This is a genomic window from Streptomyces sp. HNM0574, from assembly GCF_012726235.1.
GTDB lineage: Bacteria > Actinomycetota > Actinomycetes > Streptomycetales > Streptomycetaceae > Streptomyces.
In genome coordinates this window covers 109,488-127,012 of the sequence record NZ_JAASAH010000001.1, presented here as the reverse complement: position 1 = coordinate 127,012, position 17,525 = coordinate 109,488, and the positions used below count along the sequence as shown (strand labels likewise).

Sequence of the window (17,525 nt, the reverse complement as noted above, 5' to 3'; positions counted from 1 at the left end):
GGACGAGAAGCACATCCACGATCACACCCCGTAGGCGGCATGCCACGGAGGGCCGGACGCCGGGTCACCGGACGTCACGGAAACGGCCCCCACGCGCTGCCGACCGTCCAGAGCGGGGGCCGCACAGTGATCGGGGTCCGCCGCACAGACCTGACCCTGACCCTCGGCACACCCCCGTGCCACCGACCCATGACGAGGGGGCGCACATGGACGCGTTCACCGCAGGCATCCTGCAGCGCATACGGAACACCGAGTCCGACCTGCACCGCGCTCGTGAGTCGGGCGACGACTTCCTCGTCGAAGTCGAGCAGTCCGAGCTGGAGGACCTGCACCGCCTCGCCGCCGAGCACGGCGTCGAGGTCGGCACCAGCGCCTCGGCCTGATCCACCGGGCCGGGCACCGCACGGCCACGATCACGAACGGGCCCCGGGGAGTTCCGCTCCCCGGGGCCCGTCCGTGTGCCCGCGCCGCTCAGTCGTGCCAGGCGCCGAGCCGGTCCAGCAGCGGCTGGAGGTGCTCGAAGACGCCGGGCGAGGCGGCGACGGTCAGATCGCCGTCCGGGCCGCAGCCCGGGCGGCCGCCGGTGCGCGCGCCCGCCTCGCGGGCGATGAGGTCACCGGCGGCGAGGTCCCACAGGTGCAGCCCGCGCTCGTAGAAGCCGTCCAGGCGGCCCGCGGCCACGTCGCACAGGTCGATCGCGGCCGAGCCCGAGCGGCGGATGTCCCGTACCTGCGGGATGAGTTGGCGGGCGACCTCGGCCTGGGCGAGGCGCCGCTCGTGCACGTAGTTGAAGCCGGTGCCGATCAGCGCCTCCGCCAGCGGGGGCGCCGGGCGGCAGTGCAGCGGCTGGGCGTTGCGGAAGGCCCCGTGCCCGAGGACGCCGCGGAAGGTCTCGCTCCGGGTGGGCGCCTCCACCACGCCCACCACGGTCTCGCCCTCGTACTCGGCGGCCACCGAGACCGCCCAACCGGGCAGCCCGTAGAGGTAGTTGACGGTGCCGTCCAGCGGGTCGACGACCCAGCGGACGCCGCTGCTGCCGGTGGTGGCCGCGCCCTCCTCGCCCAGCAGGCCGTCGTCGGGCCGGTGTTCGGCGAGGTAGCCGGTGATCAGTTTCTCGGAGGCCAGGTCCATCTCCGTCACGACGTCGACCGCGCTGGACTTGGTCGCCGCCACCCCCAGGTCGGCGGGGCGGCCGTCCCGGAGGAGCTCGCCGGCGCGGCGGGCTGCCTCCAGCGCGTGTTCGAGGAGTTCGGCCTTCAGCTGGTCGAGCTGGTCGCTCACGGTGCTCCTTGCTCGTGGCTCGGTGTCGCGTACTCGTCGGGTCGGGCCCGGCTCAGGCCCAGGGGCTGTCCGCGCCCGCGGCGGCGGGCTTCGGGGCCCGGGCCGGGCAGCAGCCGACCGGGCACAGGTCGTGCCCAGCGCCGAGGGCGCCCAGCGCGCAGCGCTCGGGCGCCTGCCCGCGCTCGGTGGCGGCACGCTCGCGCACGAGGTCGCGCACGGCGGCGGCGAAGCGCGGGTCGGAGCCGACCGTCGCGGAACGGGCGACGGGCAGGCCCAGTTCGGCCGCCTTGTCCCGGGCCTCGGTGTCGAGGTCGTACAGGACCTCCATGTGGTCGGAGACGAAGCCGACCGGGATCATCACGGCGGCCGGGACGCCGGCGCCGTGCACCTCCTCCAGGTGGTCGCAGATGTCCGGCTCCAGCCAGGGCGTGCTGGGCGAGCCGCTGCGGGACTGGTAGACGAGCCGCCAGGGCCGCTCGACGCCGGTGCGCTCGCGCACCGCGTCCGCGATCAGCCGGGCGACGTCCAGGTGCTGGGCGACGTACGCGCCGCCGTCGCCGTGCTGCTCCGCCGGGCCGGAGGTGTCGGCGGCGGCGGTGGGGATGGAGTGCGTGGTGAACGCCAGGTGGGCGCCGTCGCGTACGTCCTCGGGGAGCGTGTCCAGGGCGGCGAGGACGCCCTCGGTGACCGGTTCCACGAAGCCCGGGTGGTTGAAGTAGTGCCGCAGCTTGTCCACCCGGGGCACCGGCAGGCCCTCGGCCTCCAGCGCGGCCAGCGACTCGGCGAGGTTCTCGCGGTACTGGCGGCAGCCCGAGTAGGAGGCGTACGCGCTGGTGGCCAGGGTGAGGATGCGCCGGTGCCCGTCGCGCACCATCTCCCGCAGGGTGTCGGTGAGATACGGCGCCCAGTTGCGGTTGCCCCAGTACACCGGCAGGTTCAGGCCGGACTCGGCGAAGTCCTTGCGCAGCGCCTGGAGCAGCTCGCGGCACTGGGCGTTGATCGGGCTGACGCCGCCGAAGAGGAAGTAGTGCTGCCCGACCTCCTCCAGCCGCTCGCGCGGGATGCCCCGGCCGCGGGTCACGTTCTCCAGGAACGGGACCACGTCCTCGGGCCCCTCGGGCCCGCCGAAGGACAGCAGGAGAAGGGCGTCGTAGGGGCGGGCCGCCTCGTCGGCGGTGGCTTCGGTGACATCGAGCGCATCGGACATATCTCCGATCCTGCCTTACCCGCGGGCGGTCCGGGCCGCCGCCTCCCACCCGTAAGCTGTATGGGCACCGACGTCCCTTACGCGCCCGCCGGTGCCCCCTCCGTCCCGACCGGCACCCGAGCAGCAAGAGCGTCGCCCCCTTGTCCAGTTCCTCCCGTTCCTCCGGCTCCTACCGCGCGATCTTCGCGTCGCCCGGCAGTGCCGCCTTCTCCGCGGCCGGCTTCTTCGGACGTCTCCCCCTGTCCATGACGGGGGTCGGGATCGTCACGATGATCTCCCAGCTCAGCGGCCGCTACGGGCTCGCCGGTGCCCTCGCGGCGACGGTCGCGCTGGCCACGGCGGCGCTCAGCCCGCAGATCTCCCGGCTCGTCGACCGGCACGGGCAGGCGCGGGTGCTGCGCCCGACGATGCTGGTCTCGGTCGCCTCCGTCGCGGGGCTGGTGCTGGCCGCGCGCTCGGGCGCGGCGGACTGGCTGCTGTTCCTCTTCGCGGCCGGCGCGGGCTGCACGCCGAGCGTCGGCTCGATGGTGCGGGCCCGCTGGGCCGAGATCTACGAGCACCGCCCGGACCGGCTGCACACGGCCTTCGCCTTCGAGGGCGTCGTCGACGAGTCCTGCTTCGTCTTCGGCCCGATCCTCGCCATCGGCCTGTCCACCGCGGTGCTCCCCGAGGCGGGGCCGCTGCTGGCCGCCGCCTTCCTCGCCGTCGGCGTGCTGTGGCTGAGCACCCAGCGGGCGACGGAGCCGGTGCCCCGCCCGCGCGAGCAGCACGGCGGCGGCTCCGCGCTGCGCACCCCGGGACTCCAGGTGCTGGTGGCCGCGTTCGCGTTCACGGGTGCGATCTTCGGCTCGATCGACGTCGTCACCGTCGCGTACGCCGAGGACGCGGGTGCGAAGAGCGCCGCCTCGCTGATCCTCGCGGTGTACGCGCTGGGCTCCGTACTGGCGGGCGCCGTCTACGGGTTGGTGCGGTTCCGCTCGCACGCGGCGCCCCGCTGGCTGGCCGGGGTGGGCCTGATGGCCGTGAGTATGATCCCTCTCCAACTGGTCGGGAACCTGCCGTCCCTGGCCGTGGCGCTCTTCCTCGCGGGCATGACGATCGCGCCGACGATGGCCACCACCATGGGCCTCGTCGAGCGGCTCGTTCCGCGCGCCAAGCTGACCGAGGGCATGACCTGGACCAGCACCGGGCTCGCCGTCGGGGTGGCGCTCGGTTCCTCGGCCGCGGGCTGGGCCGTGGACGCGTACGGCCCGGACCGCGCGTACCTGGTCCCGGCGGTGGCCGGAGCGCTGGCGGCCGCGGTGGCGTTCCTGGGCTACCGCCGGCTGAGCCCTCGGCCGGCGCCACGGCGAGAGGGGACGGTCGTACATGACGACGCAACCGGCACAATCGCACCAGCCCCAGCACGACCCGAAGCACGGCTCCCGGAACAGGGGCACGCCCCGGAATCCGGCGCACCGGACGCCCGCGCCGCGGCGGAGCCCGGCGGCTGAGCGGACCTGGCGCAACTGGACGGGCAACGTCACCGTCACCCCGTCCCGCAGCGTCTCCCCCTCCTGCACCGAGGCGCTGGCCGAGGCGGTGCGCCGGGCCGCCGAGGACGGGCTCCGGGTCAAGGCCGTCGGCACCGGCCACTCCTTCACCGCGGCCGCCGCGACGGACGGCGTCCTGATCCGGCCCGAACTGCTCGGCGGCGTCCGGGAGATCGACCGCGCGGCCGGAACCGTACGGGTCGCCGCCGGCACCCCGCTGCACCACCTCAACGAGGCCCTCGCCGCCGAGGGCCTGTCGCTGACGAACATGGGCGACATCATGGAGCAGACCGTCTCCGGCGCCGTCAGCACCGGCACCCACGGCACCGGCCGGGACTCGGCCTCGCTCGCCGCGCAGATCGTGGCGCTGGAGCTGGTGCTCGCCGACGGCTCGGTGCTGCGCTGCTCCGCCACCGAGCACCCGGAGGTCTTCACCGCGGCCAGGCTCGGCCTCGGGGCGCTCGGGGTGATCAGCGAGGTGACCTTCGCGGTGGAGCCGTCCTTCCTGCTCACCGCGCGGGAGGAGCCGATGCCGTTCGCGCGGGTGACCGAGGAGTTCGATCAACTCGTCGCCGAGAACGAGCACTTCGAGTTCTACTGGTTCCCGCACACCGAGGGATGCAGCACCAAGCGCAACAACCGCAGCGCCGGCCCCGCGCGCCCGCTGCCCGCGGTACGCGGCTGGATCGACGACGAGCTGCTCTCCAACGGCCTGTTCCAGGCGGTGTGTTCGCTGGGCCGGGCGCTCCCCGGCTCCGTCCCGCCGGTCGCGAAGATCTCCAGCCGCGCGCTCTCGGCCCGGACCTACACCGACATCCCGTACCGGGTCTTCACCAGCCCGCGGCGGGTGCGCTTCATCGAGATGGAGTACGCCGTGCCGCGCGAGGCCGCGATGGACGCGCTGCGCGAGCTGAAGGCCCTGGTGGAGCGGTCGGACTTCCGGGTGAGCTTCCCCGTCGAGGTGCGCACGGCCCCGGCCGACGACATCCCGCTGTCCACCGCGAGCGGCCGGGACACCGCGTACATCGCCGTGCACATGTACCGGGGCACCCCGCACGAGCCGTACTTCACCGCCGCCGAGTCGATCATGACGGCGCACGGCGGACGCCCGCACTGGGGCAAGGTGCACTCGCGGGACGCCGGGTACCTCCGGGAGGTCTACCCGCGCTTCGCCGAGTTCACGGCCCTGCGCGACCGGCTCGACCCGCACCGCGTCTTCGGCAACGACTACCTGCGCCGCGTCCTGGGCGAGTGAGCGCGTACGGGCGGGGCCCGGCCTGATCGTTCAGGCCGGGCCCCGCCGGTGTGCGCGTGGTGGGTTCAGCTCTCGCTCGGGGCGGGCTGCTTCTGGTCGTCGAACTGCCCGTCGGCGCCCTCGGTTTCGCCGCCGGTCTCGGACGGGTCGCCGGTCTCCGTGTCCCCGCCGGTTCCGGTTTCGGTTCCGCTTCCGTCCTCGCCGCCGGTGCCCTGCTCGCCGCCCGTGCCCGGCGCGGGGGTGCCGCCGGTGCCGGGCTGCGGGGACGAGCCGTCGCCGGTGCCGCCGTCGTCACCGGTGCCGGTGCCGGTGCCCGGCTGCTGGGTGCCGGTGCCCGGGTCCTGGGTGGCGCCGCCGCCGTCGGTGCCGGTCTCCGGGGTGGGCTCGCCGGTGGGCCCGGACTGCTCGGGCCGCGGCGCCGGGTCCGTGCTCCGCTCGCCGTCCTCGTCCGCGCCCTGCGAGGAGCCGGAGTGGAACAGGTTGCTGATCGAGGTGCCCTTGCCGCCGGAGACGTTGTTCTGGGTGATCACCTCGTACAGCGTGATGCCGCCGATGGCCACGGCGAAGACGATCACCGTCGGGATCAGCGTCCGCCGCCAGCCGCGCCACCGGGTCCCGTGCGTGGTCCCCTCGGTGAACTCCTCGTCCTCCGCGGGGAGGACGACGTCAGCCTCGCCGTCGCCGGAGGGGTCACCCGCACCGGTACCGTCCTGCGCTCCGGTTCCGTTTCCGGTTCCGGCCGCGGTCAACTTCCGGGTGCGGTCCGGGTCTTCGGCGGTGCGCAGCAGCTGCGTGACGTCACTGGACGCGAGCAGCTGCGTACGCTCCGTGTCGCCCTGCGAGATCGCACCGGGCCTCAACTGCCGTGTGCGGTCGTCCTGCTCGGCACCGCGCGCGCCCGGCACGGCACGCGGCAGCAGCCGCGTCGCGTCGTCACCGGGGACCGGCGCGGGGACCGGGGCGGTGGCCTCGGGCCGGGCCTCGACGGTCGTGACGACCTTGCCGCCCCGCTTGCCCGTGGTCCGCTCCCGCAGGGTGACCTTCCGCACACGGGGCTGCGCCTGGACGGTCTTGTCCTTGATCTGCTCCCCGGTACGGCTGAAGAAATGCTGGAAGAGCGGGCCGCCCGTGGTGGCGACCACGCTGACCACACCCGCGCCGATGAACGTGCCGTAGACGCCCATGCGTCCGGCGAGCAGCGCGGCGATCACCGCCGCGACGGCGCTCCCCGCAACCTGCGCGAAGCTCACGTCTATTCGCTTGGACGAGGAACCGTCCGATTCCCCGGTCTTGTCCGGCTTGTCCTTCTCTCCCATTACCCGCCCTCGTTCGCACACTTCATCCACTGTGCACTGAAAGGGACCCAATGCGCGAAGCGGATGGTTCCGGTTCAGGGGGTTCTGTGAACCTTGCCACCCGTTTCGTGCCGCTTCACCCTGGGCAGGGACGGACGGAAGGGCAGCAGTCGGGACCAACTCCCGCGCCCCGGAGCAACTTCGACGGCGTGCCGCTCTACTCCGCTGGCCCTAATGGAGTAGTGTGACGAGCCCTGGCCTCGGCTATGGCCCGGCGCAGGCAGCACAGGTGACCTGGACGGTCACTATGCGTTGCGAAGTGGTAACCGTGCCAACTGGCGGTTCCGGCAAGCGAATCCAGCGAACCGGGGCGCCGAGCAACTCGGCAAGGTTGTGGCAGGCTGCACCCGGGCACGCCACACTCGTCTAGCGGGAGCAGCGACGCACGTGACGTCGGCAGGCACCACCCGGGAGGTTCCCATGCCCGAACTGCGTGTCGTGGCCGTCAGCAACGACGGCACACGGCTGGTGCTCAAGGCTGCCGACAGCACGGAATACACGCTTCCGATCGACGAGCGCCTGCGCGCCGCCGTGCGCAACGACCGTGCACGGCTCGGCCAGATCGAGATCGAGGTGGAGAGCCACCTCCGCCCTCGCGACATCCAGGCGCGGATACGGGCCGGTGCCTCGGCGGAGGAGGTCGCCCAGCTCGCGGGGATCTCCGTCGACCGCGTACGCCGCTTCGAGGGCCCCGTGCTCGCGGAGCGCGCGTTCATGGCCGAGCGCGCCCGGAAGACACCCGTGCGCCGCCCCGGCGAGAACGCCGGCCCGCAGCTCGGAGAGGCCGTCGGCGAGCGGCTGTTGCTGCGCGGCGCCGACAAGGACTCCACCCACTGGGACTCCTGGCGCCGGGACGACGGCACCTGGGAGGTCCTGCTCGCCTACCGCGTCGCCGGACAGCCGCACGCCGCGACCTGGACGTACGACCCGCCGCGCCGTCTGGTGCAGGCCGTCGACGACGAGGCGCGCGAACTGATCGGCGAGACCGACGAGTCGCCCGAGCCGAGCTTCCCGTTCATCCCGCGCATCGCGCGGCTCCCGCAGCGCGAGGAGCGCGGCGAGTCCGGCGAGCGGACGGGCCGCGACCACCGGGACGGCCGCGACGGCTGGGGCGGCCGCGACCCGCGCCCCGAGCTGGAGCCCGCCTCGGTCTCACCCGTCGGGCCGGCGCCGTACCCCGTCCGGCGCGAGGACGGGGACGGCCCCGAGGGCACGCCCGAGGAGGACACGGCGGCGGCCGCGTTCGCCGCGGACGACGAACCGGAGTCCCTGACCAGCCTGTTGGAGGCGGTGCCGAACTTCCGGGGCGACATGGTCGTGCCGGATCAGCAGCCGCCGCCGGTCGCCCCCGTCGTCGGTCCCTCCGTCGCGGGTCCCTCCGTGACGGACGAGGACGACCGCGAGGCGGAGGCCGAGGAGGAGCCGGTCGAGCCGCCCGCCCCCGCGGCGAGCGCGGGGTCGGCGTACGCGGACGTGCTGATGCCGCGCTCGGTCACCGCGCACCGGGACCGGCTCAAGGGCACCACCGACCGGCAGGCGGAGGCGGACGGCGTCCGGCCCGGCCGCCGGGCCGCGGTGCCGAGCTGGGACGAGATCGTCTTCGGTACGCGCCGCAAGAAGGAATGACCCGCCGCCCCTTCCCCGGGCGGAACACCGGCGCCGAACACCTGCCGTAAACGTTTCTGCACGGACCGGCCCCGGCTGCCTGACGGCGGCCGGGGCCGGTCCCGTTGTGGCTCAGCCCGGTTCGGGGCCGGTGGCGACGGGGCGTGCGGAGTCGGACGTCCACTCGCTCCACGAGCCGGGGTAGAGCGCGGCCTCGACGCCCGCCTCGGTCAGCGCGAGCAGCTGGTGCGCGGCCGAGACGCCGGAGCCGCAGTAGACCCCGACCTCGGCGCCGGGCGTCGCACCCAGGGCCGCGAAGCGCTCGCGCAGTTCCGCGCGGGGGCGCAGGGTTCCGGACTCGCCGGTGTTGTCCGAGGTGGGGGCCGAGAGGGCGCCGGGGACGTGACCGCCGACGGGGTCGACCGGCTCCACCTCGCCCCGGTACCGCTCGGCGGCCCGCGCGTCCAGCAGCACCCCGCGCCGGGCGAGGGTCGCGGCCTCCTCGGCGTCGAGGGTGCGGAGCGTGCCGGGCGACGGCTGGAAGTCGCCCGGTTCCGGCGCGGGCTCGTCCGTGGTCAGCGGTCCGTCCCAGGCGGCGAGGCCGCCGTCGAGGACGCGTACGTCCGGGTGTCCGGCCCAGCGCAGCAGCCACCAGGCGCGGGCCGCGGCCCAGCCCTGTCCGCCGTCGTAGGTGACCACCGGGCGGTCGGCCCGGACGCCGGCCCGGCGCATCGCCGCGCCGAACTCGGCGGCCCCGGGCAGCGGATGGCGTCCCTTCCCCTCCCCCGCCGGTCCGGCCAGATCGGTGTCGAGGTCGACGTAGACGGCGCCGGGAAGGTGACCGGCCTGGTACGCGGGGTAGCCGGGCGGGCCGCCCAACTGCCAGCGGACGTCGAGGAGTACGGGCGCCCGGCCCGCCGCCAGGTCGCCCGCGAGTCCGGATGCGGAGATGATGGCTGTCATACCGCCCATCCTCGCGCAGCCCGGCACGCCCGGACGGTTCCGTCCGGACGGCGGCGGCTGAGTTCGGACAGACGGCAGCGGCGGGATCACGCTTCGGGTACGTTCTCGGCCAGATTCTCGTGGCCGGGCGTCCGCGGGTACGCGCGTGCGCCCGGTGACGCCGCGCGGCGTGGGACGCGGCGCACGCGCCGGGCCGTACGCGCGCACCACCCGGCGGAAGCGCCCCGGCGCGGCGCTGCCGGGCGGCGGCGCGGCGTCACGGGTGCGAGCATCTGAACCGGCACGCACCGCACGGGAGCGCGCACCGCACGGCCCGCGCTCCGCGGGGTACCCGTACCGCACAGGGCCGTACCGCACGGCCCGCAGCCGTCCCGCCGCACGACCGCATCGATGATGGTCCGAGGAGAGAAGCGACAATGACCGAGGCAGCAGCCACCCGGCACCGGCCGGCCCGCCACACCCCCGGCAAGCCCTGCTGGGCAAGTCTTCTGGTGCACGGCCTGGCCGACTGCCAGGATTTCTACCGCGAGCTGTTCGGCTGGGAGTTCCGCCCCGGACCGCAGCAGATGGGCCCGTACGTGCGGGCCCTGGCCGAGGGGCACGAGGTCGCCGGGCTGGGGCAGATGAAGCCGGGAGTGCACCACCGCGCCGCCTGGCTGCCGTACCTCGCGAGCGACGACGCGGACGCGACGGCCGCCCGGATCCACGAGTGCGGCGGCACCGTCGCCGTCGGTCCGCTCGACGCCGAGGAGGAGGGGCGGATCGCGATCGTCTCGGACCCGGTGGGGGCCGCGTTCGGCGTGTGGCAGGGCGGCGCGCACATCGGCCTGAAGCCGTCGGCCGCCGGCGCGCCCGGCACTCCCGTCTGGTACGAGCTGGTCACGGTGGAGACCTCGTTCGCCGGGAAGTTCTACGGGTCGGTCTTCGGTCACCATGCGGAGGCGGTCGTCTCCGGGGAGTTCGACTATCTGACGCTGCACGTCGGCGGCGAGCCCGTGGCGGGGGTGCACGGGGTCGGCGAGGAACTGCCGCGCGACAAGGGCCCGCACTGGAAGACGTACTTCTCCGTGGCGGACACCGACGCGGCGGCGCGTACCGCGCAGCGCATCGGAGGCCGGGTCGTGGAGCCGCCACGCGACTCGCCCTACGGCCGGCTGGCGACCCTCGCGGACCGGGAGGGCGCCGAGTTCTGCGTGATCCACTCGGGCGGGTCCGGCGCGGACTGACCCCCGGACCGGCCGGGGCCCGGCTCAGGCGCCGGGGAACTCGGCGCGCGCGCCGGGGACTTGGGGCCGCTCGGCCGGGGGCTGCGCCGCGTCGACGGGGAGGACGTCGGGCGACAGCGCGCCCGCGCCGGCGCTCGCGGCCGTCAGCCGCCTGCGGTGGTGACGGCGGCACAGCACCTCGTAGCCCACCTCGGCCGCGGGACGGCCGACGTCGCCGACGACGACCTGGGCGCCCTCGACGATCATCCGGCCGCCGACGGTGCGCGCGTTGTGCGTGGCACGGGCGCCGCACCAGCACAGCGCCTCGACCTGGAGGACCTCGATCCGGTCGGCGAGCTCCATCAGCCGCTGCGAGCCGGGGAAGAGCTTGGTGCGGAAGTCGGTGGTGATGCCGAAGGCGAAGACGTCCATGCCCAAGTCGTCGACGATCCGGGCGAGTTGGTCGACCTGCTCCGGCTCCAGGAACTGGGCCTCGTCGACGATGACGTAGTCGGTGCGGCCGCCGGCCGTGAGGTGCTTGACCACGTGCAGGTGGAAGTCGAAGCCGTCCTCCGTCTCCACCGCCTCCGTGACCAGCCCCAGCCGCGAGGAGAGCCGCCCCTCCCCCGCGCGGTCGTTGCGCGTGAAGATCACGCCCGAGAGGCCGCGGGCCGAACGGTTGTGCTCGATCTGGAGCGCGAGGGTGCTCTTGCCGCAGTCCATGGTTCCCGAGAAGAACACCAGCTCTGACATGGGGACTTCGGCCTTTCGTGACAGCGTGCCCACCCCGTGCGGACGGGCGGGCGCAGGACGTGCGTACCCCGGGTGCGCGGGGCGGGGACGTGCGCTCAGGTACGGACCTCAAGCAGCGGAACGAGCTGCTCCGCCGAGGTCGCGGAACCGTGCATGCCGATCAGCGCGGACTCGTTGGGCTCCCGCTCGGTGGCGATGACCGCGGAGTTCCCCGTCATCGCGGCGACGACGTCGCCCAGCCGGGCGCGTACCCGGTCGTCGACCGTCGGCCCGAACCAGCCCAGGGCCAGGGCCTCTTCGCGGGTGGCCACCCACGCCTGGTCGGCCAGCACCTCGCGCCAGACCGTGTACAGGTCGCTCGCGGCGCCCGGCACCGCGTACACGTGCCGCATCCGGCCCTCGCCGCCGAGCTGCGCGAGCCCGGCGCTCAGCTCCCAGTCCTCGTCGACGTCGAAGCGGGCCTCGGGGGTGTCGGGGACGTCGACCATGCCGTGGTCGGCGGTGATGTAGAGCGCCGAGCGGGGCGGCAGCTGCTCGGCGAGGCGCTGCGCGAGCCGGTCGACGTACATCAGCTGGCCGCGCCAGGCGTCGGAGTCCATGCCGTACCGGTGGCCGTTGCCGTCGAGTTCGGCGTAGTAGGTGTAGACGAGGGAGCGGTCGCCGGCGGAGAGGCGTTCGGCGGCGAGGTCCATCCGTTCCTCGGCGGAGAGCCTGCCGTGGAAGGTGCCGCCGGAGAGGGCGATCTTCGTCAGCGGGGTCTGCTCGAAGTGCGGTGCGGAGACCTGGCAGGTGGCGATGCCCGCGGCGTCGGCGCGCTGGAAGACGGTGGGGTACGGCTGCCAGGCGTGCGGGTCGGTCCAGGGGCGCCAGCGCAGCTGGTTCATCAGCTGCCCGGTGTGCGGGTCGAGCGCGGTGTACCCGGGCAGGCCGTGCACGCCGGGGGTGAGGCCGGTGCCGACGGAGGCGAGCGAGGTCGCCGTGGTGGAGGGGAAGCCGGAGGTGATGGGCAGGCCCGTGCCGTTGGACGAGGTCGCCAGCAGCGAGTTCAGGAACGGCGCCTCCTGCGGGTGCGCGCGCAGCGCCTCCCAGCCCATCCCGTCGACGAGGAACACGCAGGCGCGGTCGGCCGGTTCGAGCGCGAAGCCGGTGTCCATGCCGGGGACGCCCTGGCCCGCGGTGATCGCGGGCAGCAGGTCGGCGAGGGAGCCCTGGCCGTAGCGGGGTACGGGCGCGGTGCCCGGCTCCAGCGGGGCGGGCTCGCCCGCGTACTGCGCGAGGTGAGCGCTCACCGGGCCGGTCCCGCCGGGGTCTTCGCGGTGGCCTCGGACAGGGCCTGCGCGAAGGTGAGTGTCTGGCGGACGGTGTCCGGGCCGTCGGCCGCCTCGCTGACGCGGAGCGAGAGGTCGTCGGCGGTGGCCGAGCCCGTGTAGCCGTGGTCGGCCTCGCAGTTGGGGTCGCCGCAGGTGGCGGGCTCCATGTCGAGGCGGGAGACGGCGCCCCAGCCGATGGTCAGCACGACCTCGCGGGGCAGGGTGCCGGGGGTGTACGACTCGGGGTTGGCGACCACGCGGGAGAGCACCACCGAGGAGATGGTGCCGAGCTTCACGGACTCGCTGGACGTCGTCGCGTACGGCGAGGGCGAGGTGCCGTCGGCGGGCTGCTCGTCGGTGTGGCTGACGATGAAGCGGGTGCCGGTGAGGACGAGGACCGTGACGTGGCGCCGCACTTCGTTGGAGTCGAAGGTCGTCTCCTGGTGGACGAGGTACGAGACCACGGGCTCGCCGCCCACGGCCGCCTCGACAGCCTCAGCCACGAGGGCCGGGTAATAGCCACTGCGCTCGATCGCCTCACGCAGTCCCTGCGTCGTCGTGCCGGTCTTCGCCATGGACTCCATCCTACGGGGACCGGGCGCACCTGATGGCCGCCCGTCCGCACCCCGCCCGCGCTCAGTACGCGGGCAGCCGCCGCGCCCCCGGTTCGGTCAGCGGCGGCGGCTCGGCGACCCGGACGGTGGCCCCGAGGACGGCGAGCCCGCGCGGGGCCACCACGACGGGTTCGAGGTCGACGGCGACGATCTCGACGTGGTCGTCGAGCAGCCGGGAGACCCGCAGCAGCAGGTTCTCCAGCGCGGCGGTGTCGACGGGCTGGGCGCCGCGCCAGCCGAAGAGGATGGGCGCGGTCCTGATCGTCCGGATCAGCTCGGCGGCCTCCCGGTCGGTGACGGGCACGAGCCGGTGCCCGGTGTCGCCCAGCAGCTCCGAGGGCGGTCCCGCGAGGCCGAAGGAGAGGACGGCGCCGATGGCCGGGTCGAAGGCGGCGCGCACCACGGTGTCCACGCCGCGCGGCGCCATCGGCTGCACGACGGGCCGCAGCTCGCGCGGCGCACCGAGAGCCGCGGTGAGCTCGGCGAAGGCGCGGCGCAGCTCGTTCTCCCCGGCGATGTCCAGGCGTACGCCGCCGAGGTCGGCCCGGTGCCGCAGGTGCGGGGCCGTGGTCTTGAGCGCCACCGGGTAGCCGAAGCCGCGGGCCGCCTCGGCTGCGGCGTCGGCGGTGGGCGCGGGGCTGACGGGCTGGACGTCGATGCCGTAGCCGGCCAGCAGCGAGGCGGTGTCGGCCGCGTTCAGCGGGAAGCTCCGGTACCGGCCGCTGACCTCGGAGGACAGCGTGGTCGGCCGCGCCTCGCGCGCGCCGGCGGGCGGCACGGCCGAGCCGGCGGGGGCGCCGGGCGGGACGCCCTCGACGCCGGGGTGGCCGGGTTCGGGGTGCTCGGGCTCGGGGTGGTCGGGGACCTCGGGGCGGTCGTCGGCGGTGCGGTCGTCGTCGGCGTGCGCGGGCTGTGCGGCGGGGGTGCCGGGAGCGTCCCCGGCGTAGCCGTCCGCGCCGGCCTCGGTGGCGCGGGCCAGCAGGGCGGCGGCGGCCCGCTCGTCCACGTCGAACTCCGGGACGCGGCCCGGGTTCCGCGCCTCCCGCCGCCAGCTGCCGTAGCGCGCGGCGCGGGAGAGGGCGCGTACGGCGCGCTCCGGCGCCGGGTACGCGGGGACGCCGCGTGCTGCCAGCGCCGTCTCCAGCCCCTCCATCGCGAGGTGGACGACGGTGACGGGCTTCTCCGCGCCCTCGCTCGCGGAGCGCAGCGCGTCGGCCAGTTCCTCGACGGGGGTGGTGCCCACCCAGGGGATGACGGTGACGACGACGGCGTCCGTGCCGGGGTCGGCCAGCGCCGCGGAGACGGCCCGCCGGAAGTCCTCGGGCCCTGCCTCGGTGGTGAGGTCGGTGACGGGGCGGGGGCGGAGCCCGTCCGAGAGGCAGGCGTCGTAGGTGAGGAAGCCGAGCGAGACGGCGTTGCCGAGGACGGCGGTGCGGCGTCCGGCGGGCAGCGGCTGCGCGGCGAGCAGGGCCGCGGCATCGAGCATCTCGGTGACGGTGTCGACCATGACGACGCCCGCCTGCCGCAGCAGCGAGGTCACGGTGGCGACGGGGGTGCGCGAGGCGGGCGCCGCGTGCCCCGGCGGCGGGGCGCTGCCGCTGTGCCGGGAGCCCTTGACCACGACGACGGGCTTGCGGGCCGCCGTCCGCTTCGCGAGCCGGGTGAACTTGCGCGGGTTGCCGATGGATTCGAGGTAGAGCAGGGCGACGTCGGTCTCCGGGTCCTCGTCCCAGAACTGGAGGACGTCGTTGCCGGAGACGTCGGCGCGGTTGCCCGCCGAGACGAAGGTGGACAGACCGGCACCACGTGCGTGCAGCCCGTCGAGGAGGGCGATGCCGATGGCGCCGGACTGGGTGAACAGCCCGATCCGTCCCGCGGGCGGCATGGCCGGTGACGGGGTGGCGTTGAGGCGTACGTCCGGGGCGGTGTTCATGATCCCGAAGGCGTCGGGGCCGAGCAGCCGCATCCCGTAGGAGCGGGCCAGCCGGACGAGTTCGCGCTGCTCGTCCCGCCCGAACCCGGCGGAGAGGACGACCAGCCCCTGCACCCCGCGCTCGCCGCACTCCCGCACGACGCCGGTGACCTGCGCGGCGGGCACCGCGACGACGGCGATGTCGACGGGCTCGGGCACCTCGCGCACGGAGCGGTGCGCGGGCACGCCCGCGATCTCGGAACCGCCCTCGCCCAGCGCGGAGTTGACGGCGTAGCGGCGCCCGGTGAAGCCGCCGGCGCCGAGGTTCTCCAGGACGGTGCGGCCGGTCCCGCCCGGTTCCCGGCCCGCGCCGACGACGGCGATCGAGCCGGGGGCGAGCAGCCGCCGTACGGAGCGGCCCTCGGCGCGCTGTTCGCGGGCGCGCATGACGGCGAGGGAGCGCTCGGTGGGTTCGAGGTCGAAGGTGAGGTGCACCGAGCCGTCCTCGAAGCTGCGCTTCTGGGAGTAGCCCGCGTCCGTGAAGACCTTGATCATCTTGCTGTTGGCGGGGAGCACCTCGGCGGTGAAGCGGCGGATGCCGCGTTCCCTGGCGACGGCGGCGATGTGCTCCAGGAGCGCCGAGGCGACGCCGCGGCCCTGGTGGTCGTCGCGGACGAGGAAGGCGACCTCGGCCTCGTCCGCGACCCCGGCGACGTCGTCGAGCCCGGCCGCCGCGCCCTGCCCGTGGTGCCGGCCCAGCCGCTCGGCGGCGCCGGGCGGGGAGTGCGCGGGGCGGCCCGTGGCGTCGATCCGGTCGTAGCGGACGGTGGCGATGAACTCGCCGCCGACGGTGGCCGCGAGGCCGACGCGGTCGACGTAGTCGTGCTGCGTGAAGCGGCGGACGTCGCGGTCGGAGAGGCGGGGGTAGGGCGCGAAGAAGCGGTAGTACTTCGACTCGTCCGAGACCTGTTCGTAGAAGCTGACGAGCCGCTCGGCGTCGTCCTCGGCGATCGGCCTGATCCGCGCCGTGCCTCCGTCGCGCAGGACGACGTCGGCTTCCCAGTGGGTGGGATAGGCACGCTCCTCCGGGGTCCGCATGCGCCCAGCGTAAGGCCGTCGGCGCCGCCTCGCGCCGGTCGCGCGGGGATGCCCCGGCGGGCGGTCCGGAATGCGAACGGCGCTCGCCCGGCGCGTCCGCTCCGGTGCAGGGTGTGGGTGTCCGCCGGTCCCTGGAGACCACGGGGACCCGCATGCCAAACTGGTCTAGACAACCGTCATGACTGACTTGGAACGACTCGAAGGGCAACACCATGGTTGAGCGCCGCGTCACCATCGGCTGGGCCGAGGGGCTGCACGCCCGCCCCGCCTCGATCTTCTGCCGGGCCGCCGCAGCGGCCGGCGTCCCCGTCACCGTCCGCAAGGGCGACGGCAACCCCGTCAACGCCGCCTCCATGCTGGGCGTGCTGGGGCTCGGCGCCGAGGGCGGCGAGGAGATCGTGCTGGCATCCGAGGCCGAGAACGCGGACGAGGCGGGCGCCGCCCTCGACCGCCTGGCGAAGCTGGTCGCCGAGGGGCTGGAGGAGCTCCCGGAGACCGTCTGAGACGGTCCCGCCTCGGGCGACGCACGCAGCAGACCCCCGGTCCGGAGAATTCCGGCCGGGGGTCTGCTGCGTGGACGTGCGGGTGCGGACCCGGTGTCAGACGTTGACGCCGTGCTGGCGCAGGTACGAGACCGGGTCGATGTCGGAGCCGTAGTCGGCGCCGGTGCGGGCCTCGAAGTGCAGGTGCGGGCCCGTGGTGTTGCCGGTGTTGCCGGAGAGCGCGATCTCCTGGCCCGAGGTGACGGACTGGCCGACGGACACCTCGATCGACGACAGGTGGCCGTACTGGGTGTACGTGCCGTCGTTGTGCTTGATGACGACGTTGTTGCCGTACGCGCCGCCGTTGCCCGCCTCGACGACCTCGCCCGCGGCGACGGACCGGACCGAGGTGCCGATGCCCGCGTGGAAGTCGATGCCGGTGTGGCTGCCGGAGGACCACAGTCCGCTGGACGCCTGGTAGCCGGTGGAGACGTAGCTGCCCGCGATCGGGGAGACGAAGGCGTTCAGCTTGGCGCGCTTGGCCTCGGCGGCGCGCTCGGCGCGCTCCTTCGCCTCGCGCTCCTTCTTCGCCTTCTCGGCGGCCTTCTTCCGGGCCTCCTCGGCGCGCTTCTTCGCCTCGGCCTTGGCCTCGGCGGCCTTCTTCTTGGCCGCGGCCTCGGCCTTGGCCTGCTCGGCGGCGGCCTGCTGCTCGCCGGCCTGGTCGGAGACGTGCTGCGCGAGCGAGCCGCCCATGTCGATGGCCTGCGTCAGACCGGTCTCGTGGACATCGGCCTTCTCACCGGTCGCGGCGAGAGCGGGGCTGGCGAGCGAGCCGACGACGCCGACGGCGGCGAGCCCGGCTATTCCCGCGGCGTTGGCGCTGCCGCGGTGGACACGCGTGGGACGCCGGTGCTTACCGGTGGCACGGATGAACGCCATGAGCTGGCGTGACT

Annotated in this window: 14 protein-coding genes and 1 pseudogene; 6 read left to right on the top strand and 9 right to left on the bottom strand. The window is 74.5% G+C overall.

Features of this window, described 5'->3' with window-relative positions:
- The first annotated feature begins 206 nt into the window (after nucleotides 1-206).
- On the top strand, nucleotides 207-383 hold the full coding sequence (locus HCC30_RS00470) for a hypothetical protein (RefSeq protein ID WP_169439923.1): 177 nt from the start codon (nucleotides 207-209) through the stop codon (nucleotides 381-383).
- An 88-nt stretch (nucleotides 384-471) separates the two neighbouring features.
- On the opposite strand, the gene HCC30_RS00465 is transcribed toward HCC30_RS00470, so the two are convergent.
- On the bottom strand, nucleotides 472-1,281 hold the full coding sequence (locus HCC30_RS00465; RefSeq protein ID WP_169439922.1) for an inositol monophosphatase family protein: 810 nt from the start codon (nucleotides 1,279-1,281) through the stop codon (nucleotides 472-474).
- A gap of 52 nt (nucleotides 1,282-1,333) precedes the next feature.
- On the bottom strand, nucleotides 1,334-2,488 hold the full coding sequence (locus HCC30_RS00460) for a ferrochelatase (protein ID WP_169439921.1): 1,155 nt from the start codon (nucleotides 2,486-2,488) through the stop codon (nucleotides 1,334-1,336).
- Between the two features lie 140 nt (nucleotides 2,489-2,628).
- Here HCC30_RS00460 and HCC30_RS00455 point away from each other — a divergent pair, with 140 nt between their 5' ends.
- Nucleotides 2,629-3,981, top strand: a complete 1,353-nt coding sequence (locus HCC30_RS00455) for an MFS transporter (protein WP_240979241.1) — start codon at nucleotides 2,629-2,631, stop codon at nucleotides 3,979-3,981.
- A gap of 7 nt (nucleotides 3,982-3,988) precedes the next feature.
- Nucleotides 3,989-5,275 (top strand): annotated as a pseudogene (locus HCC30_RS00450) (D-arabinono-1,4-lactone oxidase); the annotation flags it as partial.
- Between the two features lie 65 nt (nucleotides 5,276-5,340).
- Here the strand turns inward: HCC30_RS00450 and HCC30_RS00445 are convergent.
- Nucleotides 5,341-6,591 carry a hypothetical protein gene (locus tag HCC30_RS00445; protein WP_169439919.1) on the bottom strand — a complete coding sequence of 417 codons (1,251 nt, stop codon included), beginning with the start codon at nucleotides 6,589-6,591 and terminating at the stop codon, nucleotides 5,341-5,343.
- 459 nt (nucleotides 6,592-7,050) lie between these two features.
- Here HCC30_RS00445 and sepH point away from each other — a divergent pair, with 459 nt between their 5' ends.
- The gene (sepH, locus tag HCC30_RS00440) at nucleotides 7,051-8,256 is read left to right on the top strand and encodes a septation protein SepH (RefSeq protein WP_169439918.1); all 1,206 of its coding nucleotides are present in this window, start codon (nucleotides 7,051-7,053) and stop codon (nucleotides 8,254-8,256) included.
- A 111-nt stretch (nucleotides 8,257-8,367) separates the two neighbouring features.
- Here the strand turns inward: sepH and HCC30_RS00435 are convergent, their stop codons facing one another.
- Nucleotides 8,368-9,198 (bottom strand): sulfurtransferase, encoded by an 831-nt coding sequence (locus HCC30_RS00435; RefSeq protein ID WP_169439917.1) that lies wholly within the window; start codon nucleotides 9,196-9,198, stop codon nucleotides 8,368-8,370.
- Between the two features lie 416 nt (nucleotides 9,199-9,614).
- Between HCC30_RS00435 and HCC30_RS00430 the strand changes: the two genes are divergently transcribed.
- On the top strand, nucleotides 9,615-10,424 hold the full coding sequence (locus HCC30_RS00430) for a VOC family protein (protein ID WP_169439916.1): 810 nt from the start codon (nucleotides 9,615-9,617) through the stop codon (nucleotides 10,422-10,424).
- Between the two features lie 24 nt (nucleotides 10,425-10,448).
- Here HCC30_RS00430 and HCC30_RS00425 read toward each other — a convergent pair whose 3' ends face one another.
- The 4 genes from HCC30_RS00425 to HCC30_RS00410 form a co-directional block, all read right to left on the bottom strand.
- The gene (locus HCC30_RS00425) at nucleotides 10,449-11,156 is read right to left on the bottom strand and encodes a thymidine kinase (RefSeq protein ID WP_169439915.1); all 708 of its coding nucleotides are present in this window, start codon (nucleotides 11,154-11,156) and stop codon (nucleotides 10,449-10,451) included.
- Nucleotides 11,157-11,251: 95 nt separating this feature from the next.
- A complete protein-coding gene (locus HCC30_RS00420) occupies nucleotides 11,252-12,445 on the bottom strand; it encodes a nucleotide pyrophosphatase/phosphodiesterase family protein (protein WP_169439914.1) in 1,194 nt (397 codons plus the stop codon).
- Nucleotides 12,442-13,041, bottom strand: coding sequence for a DUF5998 family protein (locus HCC30_RS00415; RefSeq protein WP_169439913.1), 600 nt, complete (start codon nucleotides 13,039-13,041; stop codon nucleotides 12,442-12,444). Before HCC30_RS00415 ends, HCC30_RS00420 begins: the two co-directional genes overlap by 4 nt.
- 61 nt (nucleotides 13,042-13,102) lie before the next feature.
- The gene (locus HCC30_RS00410) at nucleotides 13,103-16,090 is read right to left on the bottom strand and encodes a GNAT family N-acetyltransferase (RefSeq protein ID WP_169439912.1); all 2,988 of its coding nucleotides are present in this window, start codon (nucleotides 16,088-16,090) and stop codon (nucleotides 13,103-13,105) included.
- A 212-nt stretch (nucleotides 16,091-16,302) separates the two neighbouring features.
- On the opposite strand from HCC30_RS00410, the gene HCC30_RS00405 reads away from it, so the two are divergent.
- A complete protein-coding gene (locus HCC30_RS00405) occupies nucleotides 16,303-16,593 on the top strand; it encodes an HPr family phosphocarrier protein (protein ID WP_169439911.1) in 291 nt (96 codons plus the stop codon).
- A gap of 96 nt (nucleotides 16,594-16,689) precedes the next feature.
- Here the strand turns inward: HCC30_RS00405 and HCC30_RS00400 are convergent, their stop codons facing one another.
- Nucleotides 16,690-17,511, bottom strand: a complete 822-nt coding sequence (locus HCC30_RS00400; RefSeq protein ID WP_169439910.1) for a M23 family metallopeptidase — start codon at nucleotides 17,509-17,511, stop codon at nucleotides 16,690-16,692.
- Nucleotides 17,512-17,525 lie beyond the last annotated feature (14 nt).